Source organism: Pantoea sp. XAF26B01_ASV70 (assembly GCF_054512635.1).
Genome location: NZ_CM137251.1, coordinates 3,109,614 through 3,125,154, shown reverse-complemented (window position 1 = coordinate 3,125,154; position 15,541 = coordinate 3,109,614). Strand labels below are relative to the sequence as shown.

13 protein-coding genes are annotated in these 15,541 nt (G+C 56.7%); 8 read left to right on the top strand and 5 right to left on the bottom strand.

The annotated features are described in order from the left end of the window. Window positions 1-8: 8 nt before the first annotated feature. Window positions 9-326: a hypothetical protein gene (locus ACX8ZY_RS14740; protein ID WP_010259015.1), complete on the top strand. Its 318-nt coding sequence runs from the start codon at window positions 9-11 to the stop codon at window positions 324-326. 306 nt (window positions 327-632) lie between these two features. Here the strand turns inward: ACX8ZY_RS14740 and ACX8ZY_RS14735 are convergent, their stop codons facing one another. After that, complete coding sequence (locus tag ACX8ZY_RS14735) at window positions 633-1,856, bottom strand: AI-2E family transporter (protein ID WP_010671259.1); 1,224 nt, start codon at window positions 1,854-1,856, stop codon at window positions 633-635. A 351-nt stretch (window positions 1,857-2,207) separates the two neighbouring features. Here ACX8ZY_RS14735 and ACX8ZY_RS14730 point away from each other — a divergent pair, with 351 nt between their 5' ends. After that, window positions 2,208-2,537, top strand: coding sequence for a hypothetical protein (locus ACX8ZY_RS14730; protein ID WP_010259013.1), 330 nt, complete (start codon window positions 2,208-2,210; stop codon window positions 2,535-2,537). A 13-nt stretch (window positions 2,538-2,550) separates the two neighbouring features. On the opposite strand, the gene ACX8ZY_RS14725 is transcribed toward ACX8ZY_RS14730, so the two are convergent. After that, window positions 2,551-6,312 carry an NAD(P)-binding protein gene (locus ACX8ZY_RS14725; RefSeq protein ID WP_421665056.1) on the bottom strand — a complete coding sequence of 1,254 codons (3,762 nt, stop codon included), beginning with the start codon at window positions 6,310-6,312 and terminating at the stop codon, window positions 2,551-2,553. 600 nt (window positions 6,313-6,912) lie between these two features. On the opposite strand from ACX8ZY_RS14725, the gene ACX8ZY_RS14720 reads away from it, so the two are divergent. Continuing rightward, window positions 6,913-7,605 carry a DUF421 domain-containing protein gene (locus ACX8ZY_RS14720; RefSeq protein WP_010259010.1) on the top strand — a complete coding sequence of 231 codons (693 nt, stop codon included), beginning with the start codon at window positions 6,913-6,915 and terminating at the stop codon, window positions 7,603-7,605. Here ACX8ZY_RS14720 and ACX8ZY_RS14715 read toward each other — a convergent pair. Next, window positions 7,602-8,354, bottom strand: a complete 753-nt coding sequence (locus ACX8ZY_RS14715) for a GNAT family N-acetyltransferase (protein WP_033771108.1) — start codon at window positions 8,352-8,354, stop codon at window positions 7,602-7,604. The two genes, ACX8ZY_RS14720 and ACX8ZY_RS14715, sit on opposite strands and share 4 nt — an antisense overlap. A gap of 188 nt (window positions 8,355-8,542) precedes the next feature. On the opposite strand from ACX8ZY_RS14715, the gene ACX8ZY_RS14710 reads away from it, so the two are divergent. Then, window positions 8,543-8,749, top strand: coding sequence for a hypothetical protein (locus ACX8ZY_RS14710; protein ID WP_010259007.1), 207 nt, complete (start codon window positions 8,543-8,545; stop codon window positions 8,747-8,749). 64 nt (window positions 8,750-8,813) lie between these two features. Here ACX8ZY_RS14710 and ACX8ZY_RS14705 read toward each other — a convergent pair whose 3' ends face one another. Together ACX8ZY_RS14705 and ACX8ZY_RS14700 are read right to left on the bottom strand one after the other, a co-directional pair. Then, window positions 8,814-10,007 (bottom strand): zinc-dependent alcohol dehydrogenase, encoded by a 1,194-nt coding sequence (locus ACX8ZY_RS14705; RefSeq protein ID WP_045140685.1) that lies wholly within the window; start codon window positions 10,005-10,007, stop codon window positions 8,814-8,816. Between the two features lie 150 nt (window positions 10,008-10,157). Beyond that, on the bottom strand, window positions 10,158-10,748 hold the full coding sequence (locus tag ACX8ZY_RS14700; RefSeq protein ID WP_033771112.1) for a hypothetical protein: 591 nt from the start codon (window positions 10,746-10,748) through the stop codon (window positions 10,158-10,160). Between the two features lie 364 nt (window positions 10,749-11,112). Between ACX8ZY_RS14700 and ACX8ZY_RS14695 the strand changes: the two genes are divergently transcribed. The 4 genes from ACX8ZY_RS14695 (at window position 11,113) to ACX8ZY_RS14680 (ending at window position 15,420) form a co-directional block, all read left to right on the top strand. Continuing rightward, window positions 11,113-12,399, top strand: coding sequence for an HAAAP family serine/threonine permease (locus tag ACX8ZY_RS14695; protein ID WP_010671264.1), 1,287 nt, complete (start codon window positions 11,113-11,115; stop codon window positions 12,397-12,399). A 241-nt stretch (window positions 12,400-12,640) separates the two neighbouring features. Beyond that, entirely contained in the window at window positions 12,641-13,738 is a 1,098-nt protein-coding gene (locus ACX8ZY_RS14690) for an ABC transporter substrate-binding protein (protein ID WP_033766673.1), read from the top strand. Between the two features lie 278 nt (window positions 13,739-14,016). Next, a complete protein-coding gene (locus tag ACX8ZY_RS14685; protein WP_158149491.1) occupies window positions 14,017-14,481 on the top strand; it encodes an RcnB family protein in 465 nt (154 codons plus the stop codon). A 102-nt stretch (window positions 14,482-14,583) separates the two neighbouring features. Then, window positions 14,584-15,420, top strand: a complete 837-nt coding sequence (locus tag ACX8ZY_RS14680; RefSeq protein WP_033756869.1) for a Cof-type HAD-IIB family hydrolase — start codon at window positions 14,584-14,586, stop codon at window positions 15,418-15,420. Window positions 15,421-15,541: the final 121 nt, after the last annotated feature.

Below are 15,541 nucleotides of genomic sequence, written 5' to 3'. Positions count from 1 at the left end.
AGGGAATTATGAAGAAATCAATTATTGCACTGTCTGCTATTTTGCTGGCCTCGCCGGTATTTGCTGCTACCACCACAGACAACACCGTTGCGGAAGCGCATAAAGGCGCCGATACCGCGAAGGAAAAACTGCATCAGACCCAGAACGAAGGCAAAGAGCTGAAGCTGAAGTCTGAGCATGCCGCTGAAGGCAAAAGCGATACCACCGGCAGTAAAATCACCGAAGGTACGCAGAAAGGCTGGCACAAAACCAAAGAAGGCACTGAGAAAGGCTGGGATAAAACCAAGCAGGGTGCTGAAGATCTGAAAAACAAAGCGACTAACTAATTCGCGGCTGTTCTCAGGTTAAAAAAAGAACCCACCGAAAGGTGGGTTTTTTTATGGTTGGGAAATTCTGGCTTTGGATTGCTGCTGGATCGAGCCTGCTCAGGGTACTGGGTCAGATCGGAAAGACGCAAAGGCCGTCGTCCATGACATGCTCGGCCCGCGCCGTCCTGGCGCGGGACGCTTTCCTCTTCTGACCCAGAACCCTGCGCGTTGTGAGCTTATTCATTGCTGTCAGAGTAAAACTGATTCAACCAGGTAAGCTGTCTGTAACCCACTGAAAAGTAGGTTTTTTATGGTTGACTCGGATTACGCTTTCTTTTCCGCTGTTTCTTTCTCCGAGGCGGCTAACGCCGCGACTTTCCTTTCCGTCTCTGCAGCCGCATCGGCGGAGGCCGCCGCCGCTTCAGCCGCAGCCTCTGCCGCGGTATCGGACTGTTTCTTACCTTCTTCGATAAACTCTTCGTCGATGGCTTCGATGTTTTCGCGGTTATCGCGTCCGGAGAGCAGGTTCCAGCAGGCGATAAACAGGGCGGCAATCACCGGACCGATTACAAAACCGTTGATGCCGTAAATCTCCATGCCGCCCAGCGTGGCGATCAGAATCAGATAGTCAGGCATTTTGGTGTCTTTGCCGACCAGCAGCGGACGCAGGATGTTATCCACCAGTCCGACAATCACCACGAAGAAGCCCACCAGGAACAGCCCTTTCCACAGTGCACCAGTGGCGAAGAAGAAGATCGCCGCAGGCACCCAGATAATGGCGGAACCGACTGCCGGAATAAGAGAGAGGAAGGCCATCAGCGCGCCCCACAGCAGGCTGCCGTCGATGCCGGTAAACCAGAATGCCAGCCCACCGAGAATACCCTGAACAATACCGACCACCACCGTGCCTTTCACCGTCGCGCGCGCCACGGCCGCAAACTTCACCATCAGGTGATGCTTCACGTAGGTTGAGAGCGGCAGCGCTTCCAGGATCAGATGTACCAGATAGGAGCCATCTTTCAGCAGGAAGAACAGCAGATAAAGCATCACGCCAAAGCCGACGGTGAAGCTGAACGTCCCTTTACCGATGATAAAGGCGCTGCCTGCCACATACTGACCGCCCTTAAGGGCAAACGAGGAGAGCTTCTGCTGAATCTGTTCGGCGTTATCCAGGTTATTTTCAGCCAGATAATGTTTTGCCCAGCGCGGCAGATGCTGCAACAGATCGGCGAAGACCGCCGGGAACTGCGCCGAATTGGTCTGCAGTTTGTGATAGACCGCATTGGTTTCGACCACCAGCGATGAGGCGATAATGGCCAGCGGCGTGAACACAATCAGACAGATACAGAGCAGGGTAATCAACGCGGCCAGGCCATTGCGTTCGCCCATTCGGACCCGCAGATACGTTTTCAGCGGATGGAAAATCACCGCCAGAATCGCCGCCCATAAAATCGGCGAGAAATAGGGCGAAAGCACCTCGAAAAAACCGAGGGTGGCAATAGCCAGAATCAAAATGAAAAACCCGATGTTCAATCCTTTAAAACGCATGGAAAAACCTCATCTCGAACAACTCTGATAAACCCGACGCGCGAATTTTCTGTGTCTGGCTTTGCTTATGCGGCTGCCTCGTCACTGATTATCGGTCAGGCTTTGCTTTTTAAACGCTGCTGATGACAGCATCATGCTGGCTAACTCTTTGAAAGGTCTGGCAGAAGTGATGAACGGGCAATGTGCGTTCGCTGCGTGACTTCCTATAGGTAACACGCTGCAACTGACAGCAGCGCGCTGAATCCTACATTAGCGTAGCGGTTTCGACCATTATTGGTAGGTCAGAGACTCATGATCCCGGGGGATGCTGCCGATAACAGTATTAACTGGATAAAAAACAGGCAATGAAAAATGAGTAAACAGAGCGTTTTAATCGTGCTGCTGACGCTGGTATTAAGCGGCTGCGCGACCAAGCAGTATCCGCAGGCGTCCGCGGTCACCCCGGAAGAGACGGCGATGCTGAATTGCAGCGCGCTGGATCAGGAGCTGGTGAAAGCGCACAGCGTGCAGAGTGATATTGAGCAGACCGGCCAGTTCGATGCACTGACCGTGCTGGGCTTTGTCGGGGATTTCGGGCTGGGCAATGGCATTGCGAAATACAATGCCAGCCAGAAGGCGGAGCGGCGACTGACGCAGTTGCAGTCGCTGAAAGCCGCGAAGTGCAGCCAGCGGCTTTCGTAGCGACTGCGCCGGGTCAGCCGAGCGTCCGTTCGCTGACATGCTGCAGCCGGACATTTTCGGCGGCGCGTTTACCGGCAAGGAAGGCGTGATCCGAGTTGTAATATTCCCACTCGCTGTAGCGGCCTGACAGATGAATGTCCTGGGTCAGCAGCCACTGGCGGATCAGCGCCACGTTAGCGCTGCGCGCATGGTCATAGACCACGTAGGCGTAGGGCATATCGACCTCTGAGGCACAGAGCAGCGGATCGTCCGCGGTGATCATGCCAACTCTGATGCAATCCTGACGGCAGCGCTCAATCAGCGCATCCCCCGCCAGCGGCAGCGGATTGGCCGCGTTATAGGTGATTTCGCAGGTTAAGCCGAAGCCGCCCGGCGGGTTGCAGTGCGGACTCGCATTGCCCTGCACAAAGATGCGGTGAAACAGCGTATCGCCAGGATAGTAAATCCAGTGCTTTTCGGTCAGGTCAGCGCGGCCAATTCCCAGATTAACGCAGCGCACCGAGACAAACTGCAACTGCTGCGCCGCCCGTTGCACACTATCCAGCACTTCATCGCCCATCAGTTTAATCAGCTCCGGCAGCGGCATGGTGCTGATCAATTGTTCATAACGGTAGTGGCGGCCATCCGCCAGCAGCGCGACGTGCGCCTGCGGGTAGAGGCGGGTCAGGGTGGCGTCCGTTTCCAGCGTACATTTCAGGTGCGGCAAAAAGCCGGACATCAGCGCCTGGAAGCCACCGCGCAGCGGATAGCCGAAACGGGCGTTGGGGCCAACCGGTTTCGCCAGCGGTTGCAGTGCACCATCAATGATCTGCGCCAGATCGGGCAGCGGTACGCGTCCGCCCAGCCATGAAGTTTCCATATCGGTCAGCGGCACCTTCCACAGTTTCTGGTTGTAGGGCAGGGCAAAGTGACACGCGATGCCTTTGCCCCAGGTGCGCATAATGAAGTGCTGGAAATCCTCTTCGCCTTCCACCACGCCTGTGCTGCTGCCCTCATCGGGGATCGCGCCATCTGCGCAGCAGTCCCGCCGTGCCCGCGCCCGATCCAGTGGCACAGCGGCGGCGGCCGTTTCGCCATAACGCGCCTCGATAGCGCCCAGCACGCACTCTTTTACCACCTCGACCGGCAAGCCGTGCAGCGCGGACTGGAAGGGATAGCGGGTATAAACGCCGTCGCTGTAGACCCAGGCTTCACGCGCCTGCCAGTGCAGGTTGTCGCCCAGCAACATCTCATACAGCTGCAAGACGTAGGGATCCTGCGAGAACATAATGTGACCGGCATAGTCGAAGGTAAAACCCTGATCGTCAATCGAGCGGCACCAGCCGCCAGGCGTGGCATTTTTCTCCAGTAACACTGCGCCTTCGCCATAGTGATAACCGGCGCTCAGCCCGGTTGGCCCGGCTCCGATAATCAGGCAGGGCACAGCTTCACTCTCCAGCATCAATGGGGTTAACGGCGTGATATTCGCCTGCGCACTGCCCTGGCTGGCCGACCTTAGTGCGGGCTGACGCTGCGTCAGCGCCTGCTGGATCAGTCCATGAATCTGTTCAGCAGTGCGATCCCATGAGGTGGCATCGACCTTTGCCTGCATCCGTCCCGCCAGCGCCAGCCGTTCTGCGGCACCAATCGCCATTGCCTGTTCACAGGCGGCAATAAATTCAGCGGGGCTCTCTGCCACCGCCACTTCCTCTGCGTAATGCCGCGCTACGTCAATAATCGCGGTACTGACAATCGGCAGCTGCGCCGCCATATACTCCAGCACCTTGGTCGGTGAGATGAAGCGGGTCGAGGCATTGATGGCAAACGGCATCAGACAGACATCCCAGCCCGCCAGAAACTGCGGCAGCGCCTGATAGGGCTGCTGTCCGAGCCAGTGAATATTGTCGCGCTGCGGCAGGCTGGCGGGATCAATTTTTACCACCGGCCCGACCATAATGATCTGCCATTCGGGGTGGCTGTCCGCCAGCGCCGCAATCAGCGGCAGGTCTATGCGCTCATCCAGCACGCCGTAATAGCCAAGACGCTGTGCCGGAATTGCATCCTGCATCGGATGTCGATTGCTGCGATCGCGCGCCTGCTCAAAATGAATAGCATCGACGCTGCTGGGAAAGCAGTAAACCTGAGCATGTTTGTCACGCTTCGCTTCATAGAGGCTGGTGCCGCCGGTAAAGACCAGATCGGCGCGGGTCATCAGCGCGGATTCGCGCTGCTGCAGCTGGCGCGGTGCATTCTGAAAAGCGGAAAGCTCATCCATGCAGTCGTAAATCACCAGTGACGGATTAAAAGGGGTCAGCAACGGCAGCGCCATCGGCGTATAGAACCAGATCAGCGGCTGTTCATCTTCCTCCAGCAGCGGCGTCAGCAGCAGCAGCAGCGGGGCGATCTGGCTGTCGTGGAAACCAGGCGCGTCGCTGTCGGTATGCGGCTGGATCACCGTGATGTTAGCGGCAGGCGAGCTCTGATGCAGACCCTGTGGCCCCGCCTGCCAGACCGGCTCTTCGACAAACAGCACGCGATAGTGCTGTGCCAGTCGTGTCAGTAGCTGCTGCGGACGCTGAAAAACAAATCCCCAGCGTAAATGGCTGAAAACAATGAGAACAGGTGGTTTCATAGTGTGCTCCTGACAGGGGTGTTTTGAGGAGTGGATGTGCTGCAAAAAGCGCTGCGCCTGACGTAATGCGTCGGCATAAGGCTGCTGTAGCTGGCGGGCATAGGGATCGGCCCCCAGCAGATCGAGATCCCACAAACCGCTGCGGGTCCAGAAAGTCGTCTCCTCCCATAAGGGACGATCGAGGATCGGATAGAGGCAGATGCCGTGCAGCTCAACGCCTGCCAGTTGCGCCTGCGCAACCTGCGCGGCGATCTCAAGGATCCAGCTTCCGCGTCCGCTGCCGACGTGGCTGGTTTCCGCCAGCAGCAGTGGCCGCTGATAACGCTGCCAGACCTGCTGCAGCATCCGATGCAGCGGCAGGCGTCGGCTGTCGCCCAGATGCCAGTAAAGCCGCCGGTTTGATCCCTGCTCCCACTGATTGTCGTGGTAGTAATTCACGCCAATCAGATCGAGATAGCGTGGGGCGCCGCCCAGTTCCGGGTTAAGCCTGCCGCTCAGCATGTCCCACGCCTGATACTGGGTGTCACACATCTCACGTGCCAGCACGTCGCTGGCCGGATCGGCGGGATCGGGCACGATATGGATCAGTGGATCACAGTGCAGCAGACGGGCTCGCGGATCGGCCAGCCAGATGGCATCACAGGCTGCCAGCGTAGCGCGCACCAGCTGCTGCTTGGCGGCATCCGCCCGATCCGCTTCAGGGATCACCTCACAGGTGAACAGCCCTACCGAGATACCCCAGCTGACAAAGGAAATCTCATTCATCGGAGAGTAGACTGGCGCCTGCTGATACCAGGGGGCCAGGAAGCGGGCCAGTGCGCCACAGAAGGCGGCGAAACGGCTGACAAAGTCGTGGTCAAACAGGCTGACGCCAGCGGGCCAGCCGTAGTGGCAGATTGTCCAGCTCAGCTGAATGCCCTGCTGCTCTGCGGCCTGCATCCGGGCCGCGACCGTCGAGAAGTCATAGCGGCCATCGTGCTCACATAACCGCCAGCCGACGCTTTCGCGCACTGTGCGAATGGAAAAGGGGGCCAGCGCGGCATAATCTTCTGCTGCACGCGCCTGATGCTGGTTAAGATCGTTCATCGACAGCGCAAGGCCGGCAGGATTGATATGATCGGCACCTTCGTAGCCGGCCTGCCAGAAACTGGAAAAGGGCGTCATGGCATCTCCCGAAAAAAAGCAACAAGCTTCCCGCTGACGAGCCGTCGTGAAACGGGTCAGGGCGTCAGGGTATGCATTGCAGACTGATCGATCTGACCACTCTGAACGGACGGGCGATCCATGCCATAAGCCACAGACACTGAGTTGCAGGCATCAGGGCCTGTCGCGGTGTGGACGAGTGAGATAGCAGGTATAGGCCAGTGACGCTATCGGCAGAAAAAGGCTGGCTTCTCTGGATGTTGAAAGGATTTGCGGAAGCCTTACTGGAAAGTATAGGCAGTAAGGTTTGGTTCGCAATTTATTGAAGTAAAAGAAAAAAGCGCAGCGGTAAAAATTATCCAGCCAGAAACAGGAAGTTTTAGCATGCGGTTTTGCGAACGGCCCGATAAGCGCAGCGTGAATAGTGTCAGCGCCATTTTCAGCTTTGTTAACCTTTTCCTCAACATGCAGAGAGGTCAGACTCGCCCACATTCGCGTTACAGCTTCACTTGCCTTTTGGCGGGCTGGCGACAAGATTTACTTATCACTGGCCTGAATCTGCGGGTCATCAACGGGTGATGCGACGATGCGCGCCCCCTAAAACAGGATGTTTTACAGACTATGTTCTCATTCGACTGGCACCGTTTCTTACTTAACGATCAACCGGCCACCTTTTTGTTTGAGGTGGTGGTACGGGTCATGATCGCTTATCTGGTGGTGTTCACCTTTCTGAAAGTCTCAGGACGACGCGGCGTGCGCCAGCTGTCGCTGTTCGAGCTGGTGGTGATCCTGACGCTGGGTTCCGCGTCCGGTGATGTGACATTTTACGATGATGTGCCGGTGCTGCCGGTCATTATGGTGTTTGTAGTCCTGTTGGCGCTCTACCGCTTCACGACCTGGCTGACGGCGCACAGCCCGCGCTTTTCACGGCTTATTCAGGGCGACGTGATTACCCTGATTAAAGAGGGATTGTATGTGCTGGAGAGTCTGGATCGTCTGAATATTTCCGAAGATGAGTTTTATATGGAGTTACGGCAGAGTGGTGTGGAGCATCTGGGGCAGATCCGGCTGGCGCTGGTGGAGGTCGATGGTCAGCTCAGCCTCTATTTCTACGATGACGATGAGATGCGCGCCGGGTTAAGCGTACTGCCCCCTGAGCACCGGCAGGATTACAGCACTGTACCGGTCAGCGCGCTCTATGCCTGCACCCATTGCGGCCAGACGCAGATCATTGAGGCTGAGCAGCAGGCTGTCTGCCCGCGCTGTCAGCGACAGCGCTGGTCCGCGGCACTGACCGTGCGTCGGCTGCATTAATCGCCAGCATCCGCTCCGCGTTCAGGACTTGTCGCGTTTGCATCAGCCGGGTTAACGTCGGCGAAGCAGGCGCTGAGCGGGCGCTTTTGCTGTCCCCCGGCAGCGAAATTATCCGCACTCAGCCAGGCACTCAGGGCGCGCTGAACATCTGGCCATTCACGGTCAATAATTGATAGCCAGTCGGTATCACGATTACGCTGTTTACGCGTCATCACCTGACGAAAACGGCCCTCAAAGCGGAACCCCAGCCGTTCTGCTGCGCGTCGTGATGCGATATTGGTTGAATCACAGCGCCACGCCACCCGCCGATAGCCGAGCGAGAAAGCCTGTTGCAGCAGCAGATAAATCGCCTCGCTGCCAATGACACTGCGCTGCATCAGCGGCGACCAGGTGACGTGACCGATTTCAACAGTGCCGTGTCCCGGCTCAATGCTGGCGAAGCAGACCACGCCGCAGGGCTGCTGATTTGGCGAGCAGACCGTGAAGGACACCAGGGCTGCATCTGCCACTTTATCCGCAATCCAGCGCTGCATCTGCGGCAGAGAGGCGGGCCGCTCTGCGCTCAGCCAGGTCCAGTCGCGATCATCCGGTGCCAGCATAAATGCCTGCAATAGCGGTTCTGCATGATCGATACTCAGCGGCAGGAGAAGGCAGTGCTGACCCGTGAGTGGCATACAGGGTGGCCTGGTAACCGGTTGCCAGTCGGGCAGAGCCTCACCGACCGGCTGATCAAACTGATTGAGGTTCAATAGCATTCTCCTGAAAGAAAACGGACGGTTAGCTGGGGAACTTATGATGCCGGGCTGACGGACTATCCTGAACCGCGGTTAAACCCGTCGCAGTTTGTTCCCGCTTACCACATAACTTTGCCTGTTACTGACAGAAAATGAAAACCCTTCGGGCAGCATAGCGGCACCGTTACCAAAGAGGTGTGCGTATGAAAGTGAGGCTGGCCAGTGCATTACTGTTTTTGCTGTTATCGTTTGGCGCGTTTTCACAACAGGTGATCAGCGAAAGTCATCCCCATTCACGCAGTGCGCGATGGCTGGAGCAGGGCAGTCAGGTTGATACGGCGGATTCGCCGGATGAACATCTGCTGGAGAGGCGGGAGTGGCGAAGCAGCCTGCAACGCAAGCCGTTCTGAGATGAGATCCCCGGCGGAAAACAGCCGGGGAGCCAGGGTTAAGCGTTTCAGACCCGTTGTGAAATTATATTGTGGCCTGTGTCGCTGCCATGCCAGGCACCAGAATCACCTTGCGGCACTCCTCTTCGCGTTTGGCGAAAATATCGTAGCCACGCGCAGCATCTTCCAGCGGCAGATGGTGGGTCACAATCTCTTCTGGCGTCAGATGACCCTGTTCGATCAGCTTCAGCAGGTCGGGCAGATAAGCGTGTACGTGGGTCTGTCCCATCTTAAAGGTAAGCCCTTTATCAAAGGCGTCACCAAACAGGAAGCCGTGAATGAATCCGGCATAGACGCCCGGCACGCTGACGATACCGCCACGCCTTACTGCGGCAATACACTGACGCAACGCTTTACCGCTGCTGCCTTCCAGTTTGAGATTGGTGAGCACGGTTTCGGTCATGCTGCCTTTTGCCTCGAATCCTACTGCATCAATTACCGCATCCACACCGCGATTGCCGGTGCTGTGTTCGATAATCCAGCCGGCCGGGTCATCGATCTCATCGAAGTTAATCGGGATAACACCGTAGCGCTCGCGGGCAAAGTTTAAGCGGTAATTGTTGTGGTCGATCATGTAGATCTGTTCGGCACCCTGCTGTCGGGCGCAGGCGGCACTGAGCAGGCCAACCGGTCCGGCACCGAAAATCGCCAGGCTGGAGCCGGGTTTCACCTCGGCGTTTTTCACCGCCTGCCACGCGGTGGGCAGAATGTCTGACAGGAACAGCACTTTCTCATCCGACAGTACCGACGGCACTTTAAACGGGCCGGTATTGGCTTTTGGCACCCGGACATATTCCGCCTGTCCACCGGGCACACCGCCATAGAGTTTGCTGAAACCAAACAGGGCCGCGGGCGGCGTGATGTTTTTCCGGTTCAGGATGGCACCCCGTCCGCTGTTGGTATTTTCACAGGCAGCATACTGGCTCATCAGGCAGAAAAAACAGTCGCCACAGGCGATAACAAACGGGATCACCACCCGATCGCCTTTGGCCACGGCGGTCACTGCGCTGCCTGTCTCAACCACTTCGCCCATAAACTCATGACCAAAGATATCTCCGTGCCCGGTACCGGGGATTTTGCCGCGGTAAAGGTGCAGGTCTGAACCGCAAATAGCGGTGGCGGTCACACGCAGAATAATGTCATCTGCGGCTTCCAGACCGGGATCGGGCACGTTATCGACGCTGACTTTATGGGGGCCGTGATAAGTTAATGCTTTCATCTGTTCATCTCCTGATGATTAGGGGACGGCGGCCAGGCCAGAAGGCGTGGCCACGCACGGGAAAGACTCAGGAAACCTGAAATCGAAACCTGCCTGAAGTGTAGTAATCCTTTAAGGAGTAAGCAGAGCGGTGCAGCCGGCTGGTCAGTTTCAGCCGGGCTGACAGGGCGGCTGCACCTGCGTTGTGGCGACCGTCACGGCTCGGGTGTCAGGTTGCCAGAGAGCGAGGTCGGCAAACGCACGACGATAAACCGTGTCGATTTGTGCCGGAACCTGTTCGATGTAGTGCCAGGCATGCTCACGCGTTTCACCGGTGAGTTGCTGCAGATAGTGCCGCGCGTCGTCCAGCGTCGGGATCTGGCCTTCGACACCCGCCATGCGGGCAGGCAGACCGGTCCAGATCAGACCTTCTATGCCTTTGGTCTTAGCCCACTCTGCCAGTGGTCCCGCTGAGGTCGCTGTCACCGTCATCATCCCGATGCCATCGATGCGGCTGTCCGGAATGGCTTCACGGAGGCGCAATGCGCGGCAGGCGCTCTCAAGTGAGGCGGTATTCAGCCAGGCCCAGTACACCGGCACCGGGCTGGCGTTAAGGCAGATCGCGGTCGACAGCTCGCCGCCGTCAGCGATGCGCACAAACTCAATCGGTAGCTCAGGACCATCATGATGCCACTGACTGGCCACCGGCAGTGCGCCAGCTTTCCAGATTAACGATCCCCATCCGAGGCAGGCAATTTTCATTCTCTTCTCCTGTGCACCTGTCGGCGTGATCGCGACAGAATCTGTTTAAGCGTAGCCCGTTGCGCTGAACCGTTACAGGGATCACCTTTTTAGGGGCGGTAAAACTGCCACAAAGATGGCATGATCGCCGCGCAGTCACTTTGCACAACCTGACGGTTTTTTCAGCAATCCATGCGTGTTTATCTGCACGGCTTGAACTTTTATCGTCAGGTAGTGTAAAAAGTGGCGCACGCAATCGATTACCTATGCACGGGCGGGTCAGCATCACGTTGACTGATCCGGTTGCAGCTGAGGCGCAGAGTGGGGCGGACATTTGCCTGCCTGACGGCTCAGGTTACTGGCGGCTTTTAAAACGGAAGATCTGATGAAAACCACGCAAACTGGCACGCTGGGCGCGCTTGAGAGTGACGTCGATACGGGATGGCGTAAAACCGACACCATGTGGATGCTGGGTTTATACGGCACGGCGATTGGGGCGGGTGTGCTGTTCCTGCCTATCAATGCTGGCGTCGGCGGGCTGATCCCGCTGATCATCATGGCGATACTGGCGTTTCCGCTGACCTTTTTTGCGCACCGCGCCCTGACCCGATTCGTTCTCTCCGGTAAAAATCCGGCCGGGGATATCACCGAGGTGGTCGAGGAGCATTTTGGTGTTGGTGCGGGCAAGCTGATTACGCTGCTCTATTTCTTCGCTATCTACCCGATTCTGCTGATGTACAGCGTAGCGATCACCAACACGGTTGAGAGCCTGATGGTGAATCAGCTCGGCCTGGTGCCGCCACCGCGTGTGCTGCTGTCGCTGCTGTTGATTGTCGGACTGATGACCATTGTGCGTTTCGGCGAGAAGATGATTGTCAAAGCGATGAGCGTGCTGGTTTATCCCTTTGTGGCGGTGCTGATGCTGATGGCCTGCTATCTGATCCCGCACTGGCACGGCGCTGTGCTTTCGACCCTGAACGTTCAGCCCGCGGGCAGCAGCCTGTGGATGACGCTGTGGCTGGCGATTCCGGTGATGGTCTTCTCCTTTAATCACTCGCCGATTATCTCCTCATTCGCGCTGGCAAAGCGGGAAGAGTATGGCGATGCCGCAGAGAAAAAGTGTTCGCGCATTCTGGCCTGCTCGCACCTGATGATGGTGGTGACGGTGATGTTCTTTGTCTTCAGCTGCGTGCTGAGCCTGTCGCCTGAAGATTTACACGCCGCCAAGGCGCAGAACATCACCATTCTTTCCTATCTGGCGAACCATTTTAAGGTGCCGATGATCGCCTGGCTGGGACCGCTGATTGCCATTGTGGCGATCACGAAATCGTTTCTCGGTCACTATCTTGGCGCGCGCGAAGGATTTAACGGCATGGTTAATAAGGCGCTGCGCAGTCGCGGCAAAACCATCGCGCCCGCCAGACTGAATCGCCTGACCGGACTCTTTATGCTGCTGACGACCTGGCTGGTGGCAACGCTGGATCCCAATATTCTCGGCATGATTGAGACGCTTGGCGGGCCGGTCATTGCGATGATTCTGTTCCTGATGCCGATGTACGCTATCCAGAAGGTACCCGCGATGCGGAAGTACAGCGGTCACATCAGCAATCTGTTTGTCGTGCTGATCGGACTTATTGCCATCTCCGCAATCTTCTATTCGCTGGTGAAGTAACACTTAGCGCAACAGGCGCATCTCAATCCCCCTGGGATGCGCCTGCCATTCTGCCCGCCCTTCGCCATTCTCTCCGTGCACCTCCACGTATTCAGCGATATCGCTCCCTGATTTAAGCCCGCTGCCGCGTTGTTAATGCCGCCTCTCAGACGCATCTGGTTAGCAATAGTTACATTTGGTACTTATCAGCATGGTAGAGTTAACGCGAATAATTATTATTCCCTAAAAGGACAGGAGAAAAATGAAAATCGGGATAGTTGCTGCCACCACACTTTTACTGTCAACCGCCTGTGCGGCTACCACCTATCCGGTCACGGTGACCGATATGGATGGTCAGAAAATTACGCTGCAAAAAGAGCCGCAGCATGTGATTTTACAGGATGGGCGTGACGTGATGGCGCTGGCATTACTTGATCGCCAGAACCCGTTTCAGCGTGTCGTTGCCTGGAACAACCTGCCGAAAAAGCAGGATACCCAGACCTGGGACCTGCTGAAGCAGCGCTGGCCGCAGGCGGCATCGATTGTTGATATGGGCTTTAACGATCAGGGGCAGGTCAATCTGGAGAGCGTGCTGGCGAAGCAGCCCGATCTGATGATTGCGCAACTGCGCGCCAAACCGGCCCTGACGCAGTCAGGCGTGCTTGCTACCCTGAAAAATCTCCATATCCCGGTGCTGTTCCTTGATGTTGAACTTCATCCGAAAGAGAACACCCTGAAGAGCGTGAAAGTGCTGGGCACCGTTCTGAATCGCGAAGCCGAGGCGAAAGCCTACGCCGATTTTTACCAGCAGCGCTGGCAGATGCTTCAGCAGAAGATTGCGCAGGTGCCGCACAAGCCAACCGTGTTTATTGAACCGATTGCCGGTAACAGCGACAACTGCTGCTTTACACACGGTCATAACGGCTGGGGCGCGCTGGTGGAAGCGGTCGGTGGCAAGAATATCGGTTCTGCACTACTGCCCGGCAGCTCAGGATTCGTGTCGCTGGAGAAGATTATCGCCATGAAGCCGGACGTCTATATCATGACCGGCTCTAAACGCCCGAACAGTAACGTGCTGCCGTTTGGTTACGGTGCCAGTCAGACCGACGTGACCGCCACCTTTAACCGCCTGCAGAGCCGCACCGGTCTGGAGCAGATCGAACCGGTGAAACAGAAACGGGTGTATGGCGTTTATCACCATTTTTATAATCACCCTTACAACATTATCGGCATGGAAATTCTGGCAAAAGATCTCTATCCGGAAGTGTTCCGCGATCTGGACCCGACGGCTGATTACCACCACATCGTGACGCACTTTACCGGGTTACCGGATGCGGCAGTGATCCTCAGCACGCCATAACCGCAAAAATGTCAGGGTGCGTTTCAGCATCCTGACTTTTCATCGGCCATCATCCGTCAACCAGAGCGTGATTTTCAGACAGCGCAGGTTGCCCGTTTAACCTCTGGATTGCGTCAGCAACGTTGTCATCGCATGTCCTGTGTTAAGAAAGCGCTAAGCAAGCGTAATAGTGTGTAAGTTACCGGATTTTAAGACTTTTACAGATGTCTCCCGCCACAATTATTGCCATGATGCCGATCAACGGTGCCTGAACAGCCGTTATTTTCGGAGGCAGTATCATGAAAAAAACAACATTAACGCTTATCGCTTCACTTTTGACATGCAGCACACTCTTTTCTCAGGCCTCACGGGCAGACGATCGTGATGACGCGCACCGCAAGCCTGTTCCGCATCAGAACGGTGACCATCGTGCTGACAATCGCGGTTCTGACCAGAATCAGGAGCGTGGCAACAACCGTCATGACAGCGTCAATCATCGCCCGGATCAGGACAACAACGGTCGGGGCAGAGAGGCACGTAATGGCCGCGACCATTTCGCCTGGCAGGGACACGACTTCCGTCGCGGGCATCCTGTCCCGCAAGAGTACCGCGGCGACCATTACCGCGTAGCCGACTGGCATGAACGCGGTCTGCGTGAACCGCCGCGCGGTTATCACTGGGCAAACATCGACGGCAACTATGTGCTGATTGCTGCTGCAACCGGGGTAATTACCGCGCTGGTGCTGAACAGCGCCCTGAACTGATCCCCAGGGGATGGCTGCGGCCATCCCTCTTTCTTTCCGTTTTGCTGCGCCAGCGGCTATCCTGACACTCCACGCTGAAATTTCCCTGTGTAAGGAGTCATGATGACGACGGTTAAGATGGTTGCGGTAGATATGGATGGCACCTTTCTGGACGATAACAAGCAGTACAATCGATCCCGCTTTCTCGACTGCTATCAGCAACTCACCGCCCGTGACATCAAATTTGTGGTGGCCAGCGGCAATCAGTATTACCAGCTCAAATCATTTTTCCCGGAGATCGCCAGCGATATCGCCTTTGTAGCCGAAAACGGCGCATGGATTATCGATCGTGATGAGGAACTGTTTTGTGGTGCCTTTGAACGCCGCGATGTTGACGCGGTAATCGATACCCTGCAAAACGGCGACTATCCGGGTCTGCGTTACCTGCTGTGTGGCCGGGAGAGCGCCTGGTACTTCGACGGCATGGAAGAGAACTGGCTGAAGAAGATGCGCCATTACTGTCACCGGCTGAAGCCGATTCATCATCTGGATGAGGTGCAGCATGACCGGCTGTTTAAGTTCGCGCTGAATCTCTCTGATGACTATATCGAGCCACTGATGGCGGATATTGAACGTCTGCATCAGGGGCGGGTGGCAGCGACCTCAAGCGGTCACGGCTCGGTGGATTTGATCGTGCCGGGGAATCATAAAGCGCACGGTCTGGATCTGCTGGCACAACGCTGGGGGATCGCGCACGACCAGGTGCTGGCCTTTGGTGATGGCGGTAACGATCTGGAGATGCTCAGACAGTCTGGCTTCAGTTTTGCCATGGACAACGCGCCACAGCGGGTGAAACAGGCGGCACGCTATGCCGCACCTTCTAACAACGAGCAGGGCGTGCTGCAGGTGATTGAGCAGATGCTGGCAGGTGAGGGGCCTTTTAGCGCCACGCAGGCTTAGCCGTCTGGCGCTGCGATTAAGCCAGGGCGGTTAGCGCCGTGATTCAGCCAGCCGCCTGGCTCAGAGAGCGGGTGCAAGAGGATAGCGCTGAGGAGCAGCAAAGCCGGGCGAGGCTGGCAGG